We start from the raw sequence: 17,226 nt of genomic DNA, 5'->3' as shown, positions 1-17,226 counted from the left end.
GGGCGACCGTCAAGCCGTAATCAGTTATCGCTGACGTTATCCTGCTGCTGTACAAGCGACACATTGCGTTGCGGTGTAAAGGTGGAAATAGCATGCTTGTAGATCAGCTGTTGCTTTCCATCCGAGTCGATAACAATTGTGAAGTTGTCAAATGCTTTAATGGTTCCCCGCACCTGAAATCCATTGATAAGGTATACCGTTACCGGTATAGAATCCTTGCGCAATTGATTCAGAAACGTATCTTGGATATTAATGGACTTGTTCATTTTAGCCGTACCCCCAATAATCATTTGGATTGTTTTGAAGTATATTCAAGGTCTGTCCGGAACTTTCCTGCTATAATTTCGTGTATTCGGGCTGCATGAGCAGAAAAATTTCCGAAATCGGTGACATCTACCCACTGGATATCCTTCATATGGCGAAACCACGAGAGCTGCCGCTTCGCAAAATGACGCGTATCCCGTTTCAGCCAAGTCACCGCCTCTTCCAAAGACACCTCTCCTCGCAGGTAGGAGGATATCTCTTTATAGCCTAGACCTTGCATGGAGATGGCATCGCTTCGCACTCCCCGTTCCATTAAGGAGATTACCTCAGCAACAAGCCCTTGGTCGAGCATCCCGTCAATTCGGTCTTCAATACGTTTATATAGCATTTGCCTATCCATTGTCAAACCTACGATGCAGAGCTGATAGGGAGATTCCTTTTTTTGACTGGCTAATTGCGAGCTGAGCGTCGTTCCGCTAACATGATAAATTTCCAACGCTCGAACGACTCGGCGCCGGTCATTGGGATGCAGACGACGTGCACTTTCGGGATCAACCGCCTGGAGTCGCGCATGAAGCGCCTCGGCTCCAAATTGTTCGGCATAATCAAGCTGTTCCTGACGAAAAGCTTCATCAGCTCCCACCTCGGAAAACTGGTATTCATAGCAGACAGACTCCACATATAAACCTGTCCCACCTACGATAAACGGCAGTTTCGCTCTGGCATGAATATCCGGTATGAGACGACGGCAATCTTCCTGAAATGCAGCTACCGAATATGGGTATTCCGGCTCATGAATATCAATCAAATGGTGCTTGATTCCTTCCATTTCCTGTTCGGAAATTTTGGCAGTTCCAATATCCATATGACGGTACACCTGCATGGAATCTCCGGAAATAATTTCCCCGCCAAATTGCCGTGCCATCTCGATGCTTAATTTTGTCTTGCCGACCGCTGTCGGGCCAACAAGAACAAGTAGTTTAGGCTTAGATGCCGCTGTCAATATCAATCACTCCGTACACTGTTTTCGTTGTGCCCCGTTGCTCCACACGGAAGCCGAGGCGGGCAAATTCCCCGCTGCCCCGTTTTTCCTTCAATACAATTGTTTTCCTTGCAATCCGTTTTGCCTGAGCAATACTTTCCTCATCCAGCGCATCCGGGTTAGCCAACCCTCTCAATGGACCGATTGCACTGGAATCGAGCAACGGATCACGGAACATCGGGTCAAAATAGATAATATCCACACTGCGATCCGGCAAGCTTTGCAAATAATCCAAATGATGACCAAAGCGGACGTCAATGCCGGAAAATGCCTCATCTACCGCAGCGTTGCCGGAACGGTAATGCCTCATTCCATCCTTGATTAAAGCATAAACAGGAAAAGAACTTTCCACAGCAGTTACTTGTCCAGAACTTCCTGTTCCAATTGAAAACAGGAGGGAATCCGTTCCGAGTCCTGCGGTACAATCCAGCACGGTGTCCCCCGGAACGAGCCGAGCGGCGGTCAGCATCGGATCAGGCTCGCCCTTCAACACCCGCTTGGCGCGGATGAAGCCCATGCTCGGGTGAAAAGTCATCGGCGGTTGCTCCGGGCTAATCAGCCTCACCCCACCCTGTACGAGCACCAGCGCCTGACGAACTCTATGAGCAGCAGTCAGCCTTGCTACCGATATACCACGACGGGGAGCATACAGCACCCCCAGCTCGGCTGCAAGCAGTTCCGCCCGCTGCACGACCTCAGCAGAGGGAGAATCCCCTGTCGTCACCAATAAATGGGCTTGTTCCTCCCGGAGCCTTGCCTGCTTTTCTTCTTCACGGTTTTCCCGATCCTGCAACATATATAAACTCCCTTACATTACTCTCTTAAACAGCTTCTCCAAATCATATGTGGAAAAGGACACAACGATGGGCCGCCCATGCGGGCAGGTGTACGGCTGTCTGCACGCCGCCAAACGCTCCAGCAGTACGACAGCCTGTCGGTCAGTCAGCTTCTGGTTCGCTTTAATCGAAGCCCGGCAGGAGCACATGATCGAGGCTGCTTCCCGCAGCTTTGCAAGATCAATTGCTTTTTCATCCAGTACCCATCCTGCCATTTCCTCAATAACATCCGCTTCTTGCCCTTGAGGAAGCCAGTAAGGATAAGAGCTAACACGGAAGGTTTGACCACCAAAATGCTCCAAATACACTCCCGCCTGCTCAAACCAATGCAGCCTTGTTTTCAGCTTTTCCGTCTCCGAGGGCGTAAATTCTAATGTAATCGGCAGGAGTAGCTCCTGCGATACCGCCTCGGGATTGCCGAATTTTTCATAATAAAATTCGTAGTTAACCCGTTCATGCGCAGCATGCTGGTCAATTAAATACAGCCCCTGATCGTTCTGCGCAATCAGATAGGTTCCATGGTGCTGACCGATCAAATTTAGCTCAGGAAAAGCGGGCAGCTCGGGAGCCTCACCCGATACCACCGCCAACTGCTCTGCATTCAGCCGTGACTGACGTGGCTTCTGATCCGTGAAATAGCGGGAATCCACAGCGTTTCCTGCATCCGGTGAAGCAGAAGACCGATAAGCCACATAAGCAGCCGCTTCCTGTACTCTGCCGCTGTACAAAGGGGATGAACCGGATTCGCCTTTATTCCCATCGTTTCCATCCACAAAATCTGCATCCAGTTCCTCGTCACTGACACGTTGCCCAGAAGACGGGTTCCCCCGACCAGAGACAAGGAACCTCTCCCTATCCTGGCGTTGCACACACTCCGTGCCAAGCTTGTGCTCCTCATTTCCGTCCAAGCGAATGGATTGGCGCGGGTCACGACCCTCCGAGAAAGGTCCGGCAAGCGGCTGTGCCTCTCCTCGGCTCTCGCCAGCAGAAGAATTTCCTTCCATACCGCTTCCCTTCGAGAAATGAAACTGCTCCTGCACGAACGAGCCGCTATCCTTGCCGCCGATTTCGCGCTTGACTGCCTTCGGAATCAGCACCTGCTGTCCTAGAACAGCTTTTACTGAATCCTCAACCAATTGAAACAGCTCGGCTTCTTTGCTGAAACGTACCTCCAACTTGGAAGGATGAACGTTAACATCCACCAGTGAAGGATGCATTTCCAGTTGGATCACAGCCAGTGGAAAACGATTGATCGGCAGCAAGGTATGATACGCTTTGAGCAACGCCTGATTTAGCCCATAGCTGCGCACAAAGCGTCCGTTCACCACCGTTGAGATGGCATTCCGATTCGACCTGGTCCACTCCGGACGGCTGACATAGCCGCTAATGCGGTAATCCAGACTCTCTCCTTCCAACAGCAGCATGGATTTCGCTGCTGAGGTTCCATAAACAGCGGCAATCACTTGAAGCAAATCACCATTACCCAGCGTTTGAAGCAGTGTATTCCCGTTATGCCGCAATGTGAAGGCAACTTCGGAGTGTGAAAGCGCCATTCGGTAAAGTACATCCGAAATGTGCCCCAGCTCCGTCTGGATCGTTTTCATATATTTCAGCCTTGCAGGCGTGTTATAAAACAACTCCCGGACGGTAAAATCCGTCCCTTGTCTCGCGGCTGCATCCTCATGCAGCACCAGCTTGCCGCCCTCAATAACCAATTTGCGGGCACGTCCGTCATCTCCGGCTGCTGTCAGCAACTCCACTTTCGATACAGCCGCAATACTCGGCAGCGCTTCTCCCCGGAAGCCCAGGCTCGTGATCTGGAACAGATCGCGTCCATGCCCGATTTTGCTGGTCGCATGCCGATAGAACGCCGTTTCGACATCTTCAGGCTCAATGCCACTACCGTTATCCGTCACCCGGATGCTTTGCAGTCCGCCTTCCTCTACCCATACGTCGACACGCGTACCGCCCGCATCAATCGCATTTTCCACCAGTTCCTTCACGACGGAGGCTGGACGTTCTACAACCTCACCAGCAGCAATCTGGTTGGCAATATGCTCATCCAGTACCCGAATTTTAGACATCCTTTTAACCTCCCCCTAACTTCAAAGTGTGATGAAAATAGAATTATAATATCGTTAACTACAGATATCGGTACTACAGGCCGTTGGCCTTGTTTTTCAGTTCATTTAACAACTGCATCGCCTGCAAAGGTGTCATATTCATGACATCAGCGTTTTTCACCTTGCGTAAAATCTGGCGCACAATCGGATTAACCTCGGCCGTCTCCAACTGTGGCTTAGCAGGAGCAAGCTCTTGCTCTCCGAAAATGGACAGCTGTACGACCCCGGTAGCCGTATGGTCCAGCACACTGGAGTCTTCCACCGCCTGCTGAATGTTTTCTTTTACAACGTTGGCTTGCTGTGACATAAGTGGAGCCTGCAACGCCACTTCCCTGCTTTCCCGTAGCGTCTGGTCTGAATGGGTGCCGTCCGAAGAAGAAGCTCCAGCTCCTGAAACTGTGCGGTGAACAACATTTTCCTTCGCTACTGCAACAGCCTCGGTGCCTGCCGTCACTTGGGCAGCCGCGTGCTCAAAGCCATGCAACAGCCCGTTTGCACGTTCAATGATATTATCCGGCAAACCCGCAAGACGGGCACAATAGATACCGTAACTGCTGCTGGCCGCGCCCGGTATGAGCTTACGCAGGAAATTCACCTTGTCGCCGCTTTCCTGTACCGCCATGGAGTAGTTCCGCAGCGAGGACAGGCTTTGCTCCAAATGAGCCAGCTCATGAAAATGCGTAGACACCAGCGCCTTACAGCCGATCGTGTCATGGACAAATTCAATCACAGCTTGAGCAATCGCCATCCCCTCACTGGTGGACGTACCGCGTCCCAACTCGTCAATAATGATCAGGCTTCGCGGAGTCGCTTTGTCTGTCATGACCTGAATATCAGCCATTTCCACCATGAACGTACTCTGCCCGCCGATCAGGTCATCCGCCGCACCGATGCGCGTGAAAATGCGATCCAGCATCGGCACTTTCGCATGTGCAGCCGGAACGAAGCAACCGATCTGCGCCATAATTGCGATCAGTGCAACCTGACGCATATACGTACTTTTCCCGGCCATATTCGGACCGGTGATTAGCAAAATATGTGCATCTGCTTCCTCCAGCGCCGTACCATTGGCGATAAAGCTGCCATCCTTCATCACAGCTTCCACAACGGGATGCCGCCCCTGCTCCACCACGAAATCATATCCCGTTGTCAACTCAGGCTTCACGAAGCCACGCTCTGCGCTGACCGATGCCAGGGACTGGTACACATCAATTTCAGCCACCCGCTCTGCCAGCTTTTGCAGACGAGGAATTTCAGTATTTAGTTTACTGCGAAGCTCAGTGAAGAGAGAGTACTCCAGATCTACCATCTTATCCTCGGCTTCCAAAATCAGAGATTCCTTTTCCTTCAGCTCCGGTGTAATATATCGTTCCGCATTCGCCAGCGTTTGCTTGCGTTCATATCGTCCTTCCGGCAATGAAGCCAGATTGGATTTGGTTACCTCGATATAATAGCCAAATACTTTGTTGTACCCGATTTTGAGCGACCGAATGCCAGTCGCTACACGTTCCTTGGCCTCCAGCTCTGCGATCCAGCGCTTGCCGTTCACACTCGCCTCCCGCAGTTCGTCCAGACGCTGATGGTAGCCTTCCTTAATGAGACCCCCGTCCCTTACAGAAATAGGCGGCTCGTCCGCCACGGCTTCCTCAATTAACGCGCACAAGTCTGTACAGCTATCCAGCGTCTGGGCAACTCGGCGAAGTGTCTCCGATTCCGATTCTGCGCATAGCTCACGTAAAGCCGGAATTCGGGTCAATGACAGCTTGAGTGCAATCAGGTCGCGTGCATTGGCGCTGCCAAAGGCAATTCGCCCAACCAAGCGCTCCAGGTCGTAAATTTCTTTAAGCTGTGCACGCACATCCTCACGAAAAATAAACTGGTGGTACAGCTTGTCCACCGCCTCCAGCCGTTCCTCGATCAGATGGCTGCTAAGCAGCGGCTTGTCGATCCAGCGTCGCAGCAACCGCGCTCCCATCGACGTCTCCGTCCGATCCAGCAACCACAGCAGCGATCCCTTCTTGGAGCGCTCACGAACCGTCTCCACCAGTTCCAGATTACGGCGGGTAAATGGATCAAGAATCATATAATGGTTTGGCTCATAAACGGAAATCTGGGTCAACTGGCCTAACGATCTTTTTTGCGTTTCATTCAAATAAGCAATCAGACGCGATACACACTGCCTACGTTCCTCGTTGAGCCTTGCCCACGTTGCTTCACCAAATTGACCACGCACAAGATCATCCTTAGACTTGTCCCAGGCTGTGTATACAACACGACGCCCAACGGGTGACATTCGGGAGGTTACGAAATCGAGCAGATGACCATCCCCCAGCATTTCTGACGGCTCATAAATATTAATTTCATCCAATAGCCATTCTTTCGAATCAGGTACAGAGGTCACATACAGCTCACCTGTTGACAAATCGCAGGCCGCCAGTGCCAGCATCCCGTCCGTCTCGGTGACACATACCATGTAGTTGTTGGATTTGTCACCCAGTACCTTGCCTTCCATCACCGTACCCGGAGTGACGACACGGACAATATCTCGCCGTACCATCCCCTTCGTAGCCGAGGCTTCCTCCATCTGTTCGCAGATGGCAACCTTATAACCCTTTTCAATAAGGCGCTGTATGTAATTTTCCGCCGAATGATAAGGCACACCGCACATTGGAATTTTTTCCGTGCCGCCACCCTCGCGTCCGGTGAGTGTAATCTCCAGCTCCTTGGATGCAAGAATCGCATCATCAAAAAACATCTCGTAAAAATCTCCCAGGCGGAAAAACAAAAACGCATCCTGCGCCTGGTCTTTTATGGATAAATATTGCTCAATCATCGGTGTATATTTGGTCATACCGTTTACTAACCCCCACACATTGTTCCGTTTAAACTTACATTACCTTTCATTATAGCAAAAATGACAGTCGATAACATGCAAGTATCGCAGACAACACCACAGATTTTACGAAAGCTTCCAAAACGGACGCAAATCCCGCGATTCATCCCATTGTTTCCCCTGACGCAGGCTGTCCAGTAAAGGCCCTACATAAGCTTTATATTGCGGATAAACATCCAGTGAAACGATATCCAAAATAAGAGGCTCCATATATTCCCCCAGCACAATCCGATTTCCTTCATAAAAAGCTCTATGGGCCTCTTCCTCATCCAGTGGCCTACGCTCCAAGCGCGGATATTGAGACGCGATGAGAAAGGCCATTCCAATCACGCCTTTCGCGAGCTGCGGCGAAACAAGAAAGCTGGGTAGTGTACGGTATTCAAAACCTCCATACGGTTGGCAGCGAAAATCGCCCAAATTGCCGTAATGCGGTCTGCGCCGGGCTGCGCGTTTGTCTTCTAACAACGCCAAAGGCAGCGCTAAATAATTGTCCAGCGCACGTAGCAGAGACCCGTTCAGCGGAATTCCGCTAAAATGCAGATGCCCTCCCAGCGGAAAACCGGACTGCGGCATCCCGCCTGCTTGCCAAATTAGCGTACGATCGGCAATGCGCCGGGCTGCTGCCGCAAAGGCACGGCGTAAGTGGGTCAGCAAAAGAGCCGGATCGCCACTTGGTGCGGGTCGAAGCTCAGCAACCGGGTACAACGTCCGACCCCGGCGCGTAACCGCATCGCATCCCGCCACGCCAAGGCGGCCCAAATATCGCGAAGCCGGTACAACCCGTCCTTCCGGCATGCGGACCAGTACAAACTCAGGGTCCATTCCGATTAGCAGCTGTTTATCCCCTTGTACCGCTGGAAGGCCCTGTCCCTGAACATCCTCTTCGCGAGCTGCGGCTTCATATAGCATGTCTAGGCGTTTATCATTAAGCCATGGCTGGGCCACGACTTCACGTACCTGACAGCTGCGCTCGCCCAGCAGTGTCAGCGTCACCTCGCCACTGTCGAGGCCGAGTGTGTACAAAGTACGTACAGCCAGTCGCTCCATTCGGACGGACAGCTGAGAGCTGCTATCCAACGCAGACGGATCATAAGCGCGGACTTTGGAGTGTCCTTCAATCGTGCGTCTTCGAATTTCCAGCATTCGTAGCTGATGGATCTGCACCGCATAGCCTACCGCAAAATCTGCTGTGTTATCGTCAATCCAGCGAACCGATATGCCGGAGCGTTCCAATCTGCGCTGCTTTTCATCATCCGACATCTGTCTGAAGCGTCTGAGCGCCTGTCCCACCTGCTGCATCATCTTCCCCCTCCCTACCAGATTACGGACGATTGAACGACTTTTCTTCCCTACAACAACAAAAAGGAGGGCCTTCCCCCCTGCGCAGTCTCAGCCGGCGCAAAAGAGTAAAGCGGCCCTCTTTTGGGTTACTTCCGTCAGAGCTCGTCGTCGATGAGGTCGGGGTCGAGCTCCTCATAGTCCCCTTCTTCCGCTCCAAAATCATAGTCCTTGTCAAAATCGTCACTGCTGCCATTCGGGAATACTTCTACAACAATCTTCGTTTCTGCCACCAGCTCCACCGCAAATTCCCGCTCGACCCGGATAATTACGCTGCCGCCCCCTGAAGACACACTGGCCTCAACGCAGCTTGGCTCCTGTGTCGCCTCGGCGGATACTTCCACTGTAGACGCCCGGTGTTTCGGATCAAGATACGAGAGCGGCACATTTTCCACGTACGACACCGTTTCCTTAGCCACATCGGTCTGCGAGTTTTTATCGTATGAGTACCAGATATTGATATCATACGTCCCCACGACCTCAATGCCGTCTCCAGCCGCCACAGCCTCATACTGGTGGTTAATAATCCACGCCCCCAAAATGCTGGTCGGATTATTAGGCGGAGTTACGGTATGGGTTACGGTAGAGAATTTGCGACCTTTACCGCAGATCGCTTTTGTAATAATCTCTCTACGATTTTTATGACTTAATGCCATACTTGAACCTCCTCCATACAATCAATCATTCCATACATATGTATGCAGGTTGTGGGCGAATGTTGAGTGAATAGGCGAAAAGGAAAAAATATTATTTGTATAAGCTTATGCCCTAACGGCTTGAACTCATGCACGCCAATGTGTTACATGCTGCTCGACAATTCGTAAAAATTCGCTGAGCGCCGGGGATTTCCACTTTTTCGTGTGATAGGCGACCTGGGTAGCCACCTGCTGTTCGCTGTCATCCCAGCTTAAACGCGCCATCTTCCCTTCACGCAGCTCATTTTGCACCGTAACCAGCGGAAGCAGCGCAACGCCCAATCCGGCCATGACACATTGCTTGATCGCTTCAATACTCCAAAACTCCAGACTCGGGTCTGCAAAAATACCGTGTCTGTTCAAATACTGCTCAAAAAGGATACGATAGGTGCAGCCCGCCTCCGTGTGCAAAATGGTTTCGTCCTTCAAGTCAGCTGGCTCTACCTTATTATAGGAAGCCAGTGGATGACCCAATGGTGCGACCAATGCCATCGGCTCGTGAATGAGCGTAGTGACATGCAGTTCTCTATCCTCTGTTTCCGGCTGAAGCAAAAAAGCCAAATCCAGTTCACCTGAACGGGTCATATCACGCAATTCCCAGCATTCGCCGGGTTTAAGCACGATTTTCACCTTCGGATAACGCTCCCTGTACTCACGGATCAGGCTCGGCAGGCGGAAAGCCGCCAGCGACTCTGGCGCTCCGATTTTCAGTGTGCCCGTCAGCACCGTTTCTGAACGTAGCGCATCCTTGGCAAGGGCGTGCATCTTGGAAATCTCCTGCGCATAGGGCAGCAGGCGTCGTCCGGCATCTGTGAGCATGATTTTCTTACCTATGCGGTCAAAAAGAGGTGTGCCCAGCTCTGTCTCCAGCGTCTGAATTTGAGCAGTTATACTCGATTGTGCATAGTCCAGTATACGCGCCGCCCGGGTAAAACTGCCTGCCTCAACCACATTTAAAAACGTAAACAAATGCCGTGATTCCATAAGTTGCTCCTTCAATCGTTTTTTTCGATGCAAGCCATCGTTATATTCCGTTTTTCCGATAGATTGATTATCTGATAAGCTGAAGGAAATGACAAGAGAAAGAAGGCTTACCTGCATGACAAATGAACATAAACTTCAATCCACCATTGGTCTTCCACAGGCCATTGCGCTATATATCGGGGCGGTGCTGGGTTCGGGGATATTGATTGTGCCCGGTCTTGCCGCCGAAATGGCGGGTCCGGCATCACTACTGGCGTGGGGCTTTATGACTCTGCTCATCTTGCCAATGGCCCTGTCCATGGGACTGCTGTCCGCCAAATTCCCGAACGCTGGAGGGGTATCGCATTTTGTTACGCTGGCTTTTTCACCGAGTGCAGGCTCTTATATCGGGTGGTTTTTTCTGATGTCAGTTCCGATTGGGGCACCTGTTGCCGCACTCACCGGAGCTGGTTATATGACCGCCGCCATGGGTTGGGGAGAGGGAAGCCGCATGGGATTGGCCGCTGCCATGCTGGCGGTTGGACTGATCATTAACTGGGTCGGGATGAAGGTTGCGGGACGTATTCAGATCGCCGTTGTTATTGCTATTGTTGCTGTCCTCATCTTCGCCATTGCCGCAGCGCTGCCTCAGATGAAAACAGTACACTTCACACCGTTTGCTCCGCACGGTTGGCTTCCTGTCGGTCAGGCAGCCGCGATTCTGTTCTGGTGCTTCATCGGCTGGGAAGCCGTCTCCCATTTGTCGGAGGAATTCACCAATCCTCAGCGGGCGGCTGTTAAGGGTGTCACCGTTGCAGCCATCATCGTTGGCCTGCTTTATTTTCTTACTGCACTGGCTACAGTCGGGACACAAAGCTACCTTGCAGGTGGATCAGACGCTTCGCTCGTATGGGTGATTAGCCGGGCCATTGGTCCGTGGGGCGCAGTGATCGCGGGCTTGACGGGCATCTTTATTTGTACAGCTACGATTATCGCTTATGTAGGTGCTGCTTCACGCGTCGCGTATGCCTTATCCCGGCAAGGACACGCCTTCCGCTGGATGGGTCTATTGTCCCGGCGCTTTCATACGCCAATTGGGGGTATCACGTTTCTTTCCCTTTGTTTCGTCGTCATTATGTCTCTTTACGGTAGCGGTACTGTTTCACTTACCAACCTGATCCAGTTCCCGAACGCCACCTTTATCCTGACCTATCTGGGCGGGTGTGCTGCGGGTATCAAGCTGCTAAGAGGTAATCGCTGGGGCGTAGCCATTAGTTGGGTGTCATTCATCTCGACGGCGGTGGTGTTCCCCTTTGTCGGCTGGGCCATGCTTTATCCTTGCCTGATCACCGTTGCCTTATGGATCGCAGGTCGGATTCGGCACAAACGGACCCTGCCTGCGCCGTCCGTCATCACTGAAAAAGAAAAAGCTACTGTCCATCATTAGACAGTAGCCGTTTAGATTGGGCCTCGATTCTAAGCTTTGACTGGAGTGGGGGCCTTGTCCTTTTTAGCAATTTTTAAATACTGATGTAATTCATGTGTAAGCTGCAGCAGTGTCGAACGAATTTCGAACTCCTCCCGGGTTGCGGGAAGCTCCATTTTTTTGAATTCCTCACGTACCTGCTCCAGCAGCTTCTCCGTCTGTCCCGTATAATGCCCGGCCAGAACGTCATTGCTGAGCTGATCGAATAGCTCGGCCAAAAGTTTGGCCTGCGGCATATGCTGATACATTTGCGAGATCAGCTGCATCATATTTTGAATAGAATCCAGCTGTTCCCTGCGCATATAAAAATACACATTCCAACCTTCTTGGGGACGAAGCATCTGATTTTCCAATGAACGTCCTGCCTCGGTTACACCTCTGGCTATGACGCTGTTCGCTTCTATAACTTCCTTGCCATCCCATATGTATGCCGGACTGCGTAATGTATTGGCCATATTTCTGAATATAATGGAAAACGTCCGGTCTACCTCCTGCCGGATCTGCTGCATCGTGTTATCGGAGCGCGGCATGTAGGCCAAATTGACGACCATCGCGGACCCTAATCCGATGACCAGCAGACACAGTTGGGTCAGCAGCACCTGCATATCAATCACACCACCGCTAAATACACGGAACACAACGACTGAACCCGTGACAATTCCTTCCTTAAAGCCCACCCGTACAATGACCGGAAACGCTGTTAAAATATATAATGCCAGTACCCAATCATGGAATCCGAATATAACAAACAAAACACATGCAAAAAGAAGCCCCACGACGGATGCAAAAAATCTCGCCGAAATGGTACGGAGGCTTCTCTTGCGCGTGACATCGACCCCCAAAATAGCCAAAAGCCCTGCCGAGGTGGCTCCATGAATGCCAAAACCATCCGCAATGAGTACGGCCATTAATGCGGCAATAGCCGTTTTAATCGTACGAAAGCCCATGAAAAAATTCTGTCCTCTCTGGATGAAATCTGTTTTCGTAAACTTTGAATCATTTTCATTTTCATGGTACTTTATTTTCAGATTTTACACAAATGAGGAATTTGCAAAAATCCAGAAATGTATAGAAGTTTGATTCTTATCGCTGAGGACGATCAGATAGCAGCAGACGCTCGACATACACGACCGCCTGATACATCAGTGTCGCTACGACCGCAATGATAAGTAAACTGGACATCACCAGCGTGAAATTGAACACCTGGAAGCCGTAGATGATCAAATAGCCCAACCCGTTTTTAGCTACCAGAAATTCACCGACGATCACGCCAACCCAGGCCATGCCGACATTCACCTTTAGTGTAGAGACGATAGCCGGAAAGGACGCAGGCAAAATCACCTTGCTAAACGTATCGCGCCGCGATCCACCAAATGTGCGAACCACCTTGATCAAATTCGAATCGACTTCCTGAAAGCTGTTATACACGACTAACGTCGTAATAATGACCGTAATCGAGAGGGTCGTCATTAGAATAGCGGTAAATCCGGCTCCGAACATGACGATAAAAATGGGCCCCAGCGCCACCTTGGGCATACTGTTGAAGACAACCATATAGGGGTCCAGTACCTTCGACAGAAACGGCGACCACCAGATCAGCACAGCCAGTAGTGTTCCCAACAGCGTTCCCAGTAAAAAACCCACCAACGTCTCTCCAACCGTGACACCGACATGCCCCCACAGCTCACCGCTGACCGCATCCTTGCCAATTTGGGTAAATACTTTGCTTGGATAGCTAAACAGCAGTACATCAATCCATTTCATCCGACCCGCAATTTCCCACAACACGAATAAAAACACTAAAATAGCTGTCTGTACACCCGTTACCAACCGCCGCTCCGAACGTCTTCTGCGTCGATACTCCTGATACAGCCCTTGAATCCAGTGTTGCCCAAGCCGATCCGCTTCGCCTTTCATCCTTTGACTCACTCCTTTGCTCCCGAAGCCTCCAGTTCACCCCATATTTCATGAAAAAGCTCATTAAAACCCGGCTGCTCGCGCGCATAAAAAGGCTGAACTTCTCGGATCGCATCCGGAATTGCAAAGGTACGCCGGATGTGGCCCGGATTTCGGCCCAGCACAATAATCCGGTCACTGACCGCAATCGCCTCGGCCAAATCGTGTGTGACCAAAATAGCCGTCTTCCCCCGCTCACGCAAGGTTTCGGCAATCAGGTCTTCCAGTTGGAGCTTGGTCTGATAATCCAGCGCGGAGAACGGCTCATCCAGCAGCAGCAGCCCTGGATTAGTCGCCAGCGTCCGTACCAGCGCCACACGTTGGCGCATCCCCCCGGATAACTGGGACGGATGCAGATGCTCCTTCCCTCCCAGCCCCATGCCTTCCAGCAGCAGTCGAATCCGTTCACGCGAGGCTTCATCTACCCGATTGCCCAGTTCCAGACCCAATAACGCATTATCCATGATCGTACGCCACGGAAACAGATAATCTTGCTGCAACATGTAGCCGACCTCGGGACTCGGACCGTTTACAGGCTGACCTTGCAGCAGCACTTGACCCGCCGCCGGGCGCAATAACCCGGCGATCATGGACAGGATTGTCGTTTTGCCGCAGCCGCTTGGGCCAACCAAACTGATAAACTCTCCTGTCCCTACAGCGAAGTCGATATCCTCAACCGCCAGCGAGGCCTCCCGGTCTGTTACATACACATGCGTTACTTGCTTCAGCTCCACCACCGGGACCGTTGCATCCGAAATAAGACAACTCCGTTCTTCTGTCATGGCGAGCCCCCGGCGTCTACGCCTGTATCAGCGGCTCCATTTGTTCCCGCTTTTGCAGGCTGGTCAGCGTTCCCCAATGAGCCTGCTGCAATCGCCTTCTCTGCAAAGCTTCGGTTCACCAGTTGATTCAGCGCAACCGGACTTTTCAGCTCGCCCGCCGAAGTCATAACATCCTGCAAATTCTTCCATTCTTTTTCCTCAATCATTGGATTCAAGGCATAGGTGCCTTGTTCCTTATACCGCTTGACACTACTGGTCAGAACCGCCAGATCTGTGTCCTTGAAATAGGGCATAATGGCTTCGGCAATCTGCTCCGGTGAATGCGTGGCAATCCACTGCTGTGCCCAGTATACAGCCTTCGTAAATTTTTGTACGGCCTCGCCATTTTCGTTCAGATAGCTTCGTTTAGCCATATATACGGTATAAGGCAGCTCGCCGCTCTCCACACCAATGGAGGCCACTACCCGTCCCCGGCCTTCTTTTTCGAAAATAGACGCCTGCGGCTCGAATAACTGCACATAATCCCCTGTACCAGAACCGAAAGCAGAGGCAACATTGGCAAAATCAATATTTTGAATCAGCTTCAAATCCTTGTGTGGATCAATACCGTGTTTGCGCAGTGCAAATTCCAACGACATTTGTGGCATTCCACCCTTGCGCTGTCCAAGAAAATTTTGCCCTTTCAGCTTTTCCCAGTCAAAGCTAGCCTGCGTTTGCCGGGCAAATAGAAAGGTTCCGTCCGTCTGCGTCAGTTGGGCAAAATTAATGATGGGGTCCTCTGCCCCTTGCTGATACACATAAATAGATGTTTCCGCACCGATAAGCGCAATATCCGCCTGATTGGACAGCAACGCCGTCATCGTCTTGTCGCCACCGGGAATCGTCGCCAGTTGGACATTCAGTCCCTCCTGAGCAAACATCCCCTGGCTCAAGGCTACATACTGTGGCGCATAAAAGACCGTTCGAGCTACTTCGCCCAGTCTAATCTCAATCGTCTGCTCCCCTTTGGGTGCGCACCCGCCGAGCAGCAGCAACCCGAGCAGTGCCGCAGCCGCCACAGCTTTGAAACGAGCGCCGATGTTCATCCCTGTTCCCTCCCCACCTTTTTGCATTATAGACTTCATATATTGTTATGCGGCTGCCTACTCAATGGTTAATTGCACACAAAAACCCCACGTTCGCCCAGGAACGCGGGGTAGATGCACAAATGATGATATGACAGCTAGTAAATCACAGCTTGTAAATGGAGGTATATTTTTCTTCCAGATAATCAGCCAGATAATCCGGGTTCAGATCCTCACCTGTAATGGCTACAATCAGCTCGGACGGCGTCCGGCTCTTGCCGTAACGGTAAATTCGTTCGGTCAGCCATTGCTTGATCGGCTCCAGCTCTCCCGCAGCAATCAGCTCATCCAGATTTGGCAGCTCCTTGCGCAGTGTCGCCAAAATTTGCGCTGCATACATATTGCCAAGCGAGTAAGAGGCAAAATAACCAAAATCACCACCGGACCAGTGAACATCCTGTAAAACGCCATGCCCGTCATCCGGCGGGAGAAGTCCCAGATATTCCTTATATTTTGCATTCCATACTTCTGGAAGGCGCTTCACATCCAGTTTTTCGTTAAACAGCATTTTTTCAATTTCATAGCGGATAATGATATGTAAGTTATATGTCAACTCATCCGCTTCAATACGAATCAGTGAATTTTCCACACGGTTAACGGCCAGGTAGAATTGCTCTGCTGTAACCTTCGCCAGACAGTCTGGAAAATGCTTTTGCAGGTCAGCATAATACCGATCCCAAAAAGCACGGCTGCGTCCAATCATATTTTCCCACAAGCGAGACTGGGATTCATGAATCCCCATGGAGGTTCCTTCAGAAAGCAGCGATCCTGCCAGCTCAGGCGCAATATTTTGCTCATACAGCGCATGACCACCTTCATGCAATGAGCTGAAAATCGCGCTAGTCACATCATTTTGCAAATAATGTGTTGTTATGCGCACATCACCCGGATTTAATCCTGTCGCAAAAGGATGCACGCTCTCATCCAAACGACCTGCGTCGAAGTCATAGCCCATCTGTCGCAAAATGAACAGGCCGAACTTCTCTTGCTGCTTCACATCAAACACACCATCCAGAAAGCTCTTGTCCGGCTGGTTTGGTGAAGCCTGGATTTTAGATAATAGCGGCACAAGACGCTTTTTGAGACGATCAAACACAGCATCCAGCTTCTCTACCGTCATATCCGGTTCATATTGATCCAAAAGCGTGTCGTATTCCGTGTTCTTGACTCCCCAATAACCGATAAACTCTCGCTTCATCTCTACGTTTTTAGACAAATAAGGCTCGAATCCGGCAAAATCGCTATGTTCCTTGGCATCCTCCCACTTGCTCTCCGCCTGAGCAGCGAGTACGCTGTATTCCCGGTAACGGTCAGCCGGAACCGAACGGTTCAGCTCATAATTTTTGCGGCATTCCTCCACCAGTCTGCGATCATTGTCCTCCAGTTGCTCCAGTTTGTCTTCTGCGGTAAAAAATTGCAGCAATTGTCCCATTTCATCCGAAATAATCAGCTTGAACATCTCAGTGGACAACATACCCAACGTTTCCGAACGAATATCAACGCCCTTGCGCGGAGCACCTGTCCGTAAGTCCCAGTGCATCAAGCCCACGGCCTCGCCATAACTTTTGATTTTGTGTGCTAATTCTTTTAAAGCTGCCAATTGATCCAACGTCTGTTGCACCATAATCGAGGTCACCTCTTTATCTAAAAATGGATAAAACTTTATACTTCTTATACTTGATGATACTTATATTAAAAAGTATAATCAACACACAACATTTGCG

14 protein-coding genes are annotated in these 17,226 nt (G+C 50.9%); 1 reads left to right on the top strand and 13 read right to left on the bottom strand.

Annotated features, from left to right (window positions below):
* Positions 1 to 20: 20 nt before the first annotated feature.
* The 8 genes from hfq to QD47_RS20030 form a co-directional block, all read right to left on the bottom strand.
* On the bottom strand, positions 21 to 266 hold the full coding sequence (hfq, locus tag QD47_RS20065; protein ID WP_044647790.1) for an RNA chaperone Hfq: 246 nt from the start codon (positions 264 to 266) through the stop codon (positions 21 to 23).
* A 20-nt stretch (positions 267 to 286) separates the two neighbouring features.
* Positions 287 to 1,267 carry a tRNA (adenosine(37)-N6)-dimethylallyltransferase MiaA gene (gene miaA / locus QD47_RS20060; protein WP_044647789.1) on the bottom strand — a complete coding sequence of 327 codons (981 nt, stop codon included), beginning with the start codon at positions 1,265 to 1,267 and terminating at the stop codon, positions 287 to 289.
* Positions 1,251 to 2,102 carry a class I SAM-dependent methyltransferase gene (locus QD47_RS20055; protein ID WP_044647788.1) on the bottom strand — a complete coding sequence of 284 codons (852 nt, stop codon included), beginning with the start codon at positions 2,100 to 2,102 and terminating at the stop codon, positions 1,251 to 1,253. Before QD47_RS20055 ends, miaA begins: the two co-directional genes overlap by 17 nt.
* Positions 2,103 to 2,114: 12 nt before the next feature.
* A complete protein-coding gene (gene mutL / locus QD47_RS20050) occupies positions 2,115 to 4,226 on the bottom strand; it encodes a DNA mismatch repair endonuclease MutL (RefSeq protein WP_044647787.1) in 2,112 nt (703 codons plus the stop codon).
* A 73-nt stretch (positions 4,227 to 4,299) separates the two neighbouring features.
* Positions 4,300 to 7,116, bottom strand: a complete 2,817-nt coding sequence (gene mutS / locus QD47_RS20045; RefSeq protein WP_044647786.1) for a DNA mismatch repair protein MutS — start codon at positions 7,114 to 7,116, stop codon at positions 4,300 to 4,302.
* A gap of 108 nt (positions 7,117 to 7,224) precedes the next feature.
* Complete coding sequence (locus QD47_RS20040) at positions 7,225 to 8,460, bottom strand: putative amidoligase domain-containing protein (protein WP_044647785.1); 1,236 nt, start codon at positions 8,458 to 8,460, stop codon at positions 7,225 to 7,227.
* Positions 8,461 to 8,594: 134 nt separating this feature from the next.
* Positions 8,595 to 9,152, bottom strand: a complete 558-nt coding sequence (locus QD47_RS20035) for an outer spore coat protein CotE (RefSeq protein ID WP_014281435.1) — start codon at positions 9,150 to 9,152, stop codon at positions 8,595 to 8,597.
* Positions 9,153 to 9,278: 126 nt separating this feature from the next.
* A complete protein-coding gene (locus QD47_RS20030; RefSeq protein WP_044647805.1) occupies positions 9,279 to 10,175 on the bottom strand; it encodes a LysR family transcriptional regulator in 897 nt (298 codons plus the stop codon).
* A 115-nt stretch (positions 10,176 to 10,290) separates the two neighbouring features.
* On the opposite strand from QD47_RS20030, the gene QD47_RS20025 reads away from it, so the two are divergent.
* Positions 10,291 to 11,601 (top strand): amino acid permease, encoded by a 1,311-nt coding sequence (locus QD47_RS20025; RefSeq protein ID WP_044647784.1) that lies wholly within the window; start codon positions 10,291 to 10,293, stop codon positions 11,599 to 11,601.
* 29 nt (positions 11,602 to 11,630) lie between these two features.
* On the opposite strand, the gene QD47_RS20020 is transcribed toward QD47_RS20025, so the two are convergent.
* The 5 genes from QD47_RS20020 to QD47_RS20000 form a co-directional block, all read right to left on the bottom strand.
* Positions 11,631 to 12,587, bottom strand: coding sequence for an aromatic acid exporter family protein (locus QD47_RS20020; protein WP_044647783.1), 957 nt, complete (start codon positions 12,585 to 12,587; stop codon positions 11,631 to 11,633).
* A gap of 136 nt (positions 12,588 to 12,723) precedes the next feature.
* The gene (locus QD47_RS20015; protein WP_044647782.1) at positions 12,724 to 13,557 is read right to left on the bottom strand and encodes an ABC transporter permease; all 834 of its coding nucleotides are present in this window, start codon (positions 13,555 to 13,557) and stop codon (positions 12,724 to 12,726) included.
* Between the two features lie 8 nt (positions 13,558 to 13,565).
* A complete protein-coding gene (locus QD47_RS20010; RefSeq protein ID WP_044647781.1) occupies positions 13,566 to 14,378 on the bottom strand; it encodes an ABC transporter ATP-binding protein in 813 nt (270 codons plus the stop codon).
* Complete coding sequence (locus QD47_RS20005) at positions 14,375 to 15,463, bottom strand: ABC transporter substrate-binding protein (protein ID WP_044647780.1); 1,089 nt, start codon at positions 15,461 to 15,463, stop codon at positions 14,375 to 14,377. Before QD47_RS20005 ends, QD47_RS20010 begins: the two co-directional genes overlap by 4 nt.
* Before the next feature lie 145 nt (positions 15,464 to 15,608).
* On the bottom strand, positions 15,609 to 17,126 hold the full coding sequence (locus tag QD47_RS20000) for a carboxypeptidase M32 (protein WP_044647779.1): 1,518 nt from the start codon (positions 17,124 to 17,126) through the stop codon (positions 15,609 to 15,611).
* Positions 17,127 to 17,226: the final 100 nt, after the last annotated feature.

The sequence above is a fragment of the Paenibacillus terrae genome, assembly GCF_000943545.1.
In the GTDB taxonomy this organism is placed as follows: Bacteria; Bacillota; Bacilli; order Paenibacillales; family Paenibacillaceae; genus Paenibacillus; species Paenibacillus terrae_A.
Note: the sequence above shows the minus strand (reverse complement) of the source record. Positions and strands in the feature narration are given on the sequence as shown.

Coding starts and splice junctions, on each gene's coding strand:
- hfq (WP_044647790.1), bottom strand. CDS start 266: ATGAACAAGTCCATTAATATCCAAGATACGTTTCTGAATCAATTGCGC.
- QD47_RS20055 (WP_044647788.1), bottom strand. CDS start 2,102: ATGTTGCAGGATCGGGAAAACCGTGAAGAAGAAAAGCAGGCAAGGCTC.
- mutL (WP_044647787.1), bottom strand. CDS start 4,226: ATGTCTAAAATTCGGGTACTGGATGAGCATATTGCCAACCAGATTGCT.
- mutS (WP_044647786.1), bottom strand. CDS start 7,116: ATGACCAAATATACACCGATGATTGAGCAATATTTATCCATAAAAGAC.
- QD47_RS20040 (WP_044647785.1), bottom strand. CDS start 8,460: ATGATGCAGCAGGTGGGACAGGCGCTCAGACGCTTCAGACAGATGTCG.
- QD47_RS20035 (WP_014281435.1), bottom strand. CDS start 9,152: ATGGCATTAAGTCATAAAAATCGTAGAGAGATTATTACAAAAGCGATC.
- QD47_RS20030 (WP_044647805.1), bottom strand. CDS start 10,175: ATGGAATCACGGCATTTGTTTACGTTTTTAAATGTGGTTGAGGCAGGC.
- QD47_RS20025 (WP_044647784.1), top strand. CDS start 10,291: ATGACAAATGAACATAAACTTCAATCCACCATTGGTCTTCCACAGGCC.
- QD47_RS20020 (WP_044647783.1), bottom strand. CDS start 12,587: ATGGGCTTTCGTACGATTAAAACGGCTATTGCCGCATTAATGGCCGTA.
- QD47_RS20015 (WP_044647782.1), bottom strand. CDS start 13,557: ATGAAAGGCGAAGCGGATCGGCTTGGGCAACACTGGATTCAAGGGCTG.
- QD47_RS20010 (WP_044647781.1), bottom strand. CDS start 14,378: ATGACAGAAGAACGGAGTTGTCTTATTTCGGATGCAACGGTCCCGGTG.
- QD47_RS20005 (WP_044647780.1), bottom strand. CDS start 15,463: ATGAACATCGGCGCTCGTTTCAAAGCTGTGGCGGCTGCGGCACTGCTC.
- QD47_RS20000 (WP_044647779.1), bottom strand. CDS start 17,126: ATGGTGCAACAGACGTTGGATCAATTGGCAGCTTTAAAAGAATTAGCA.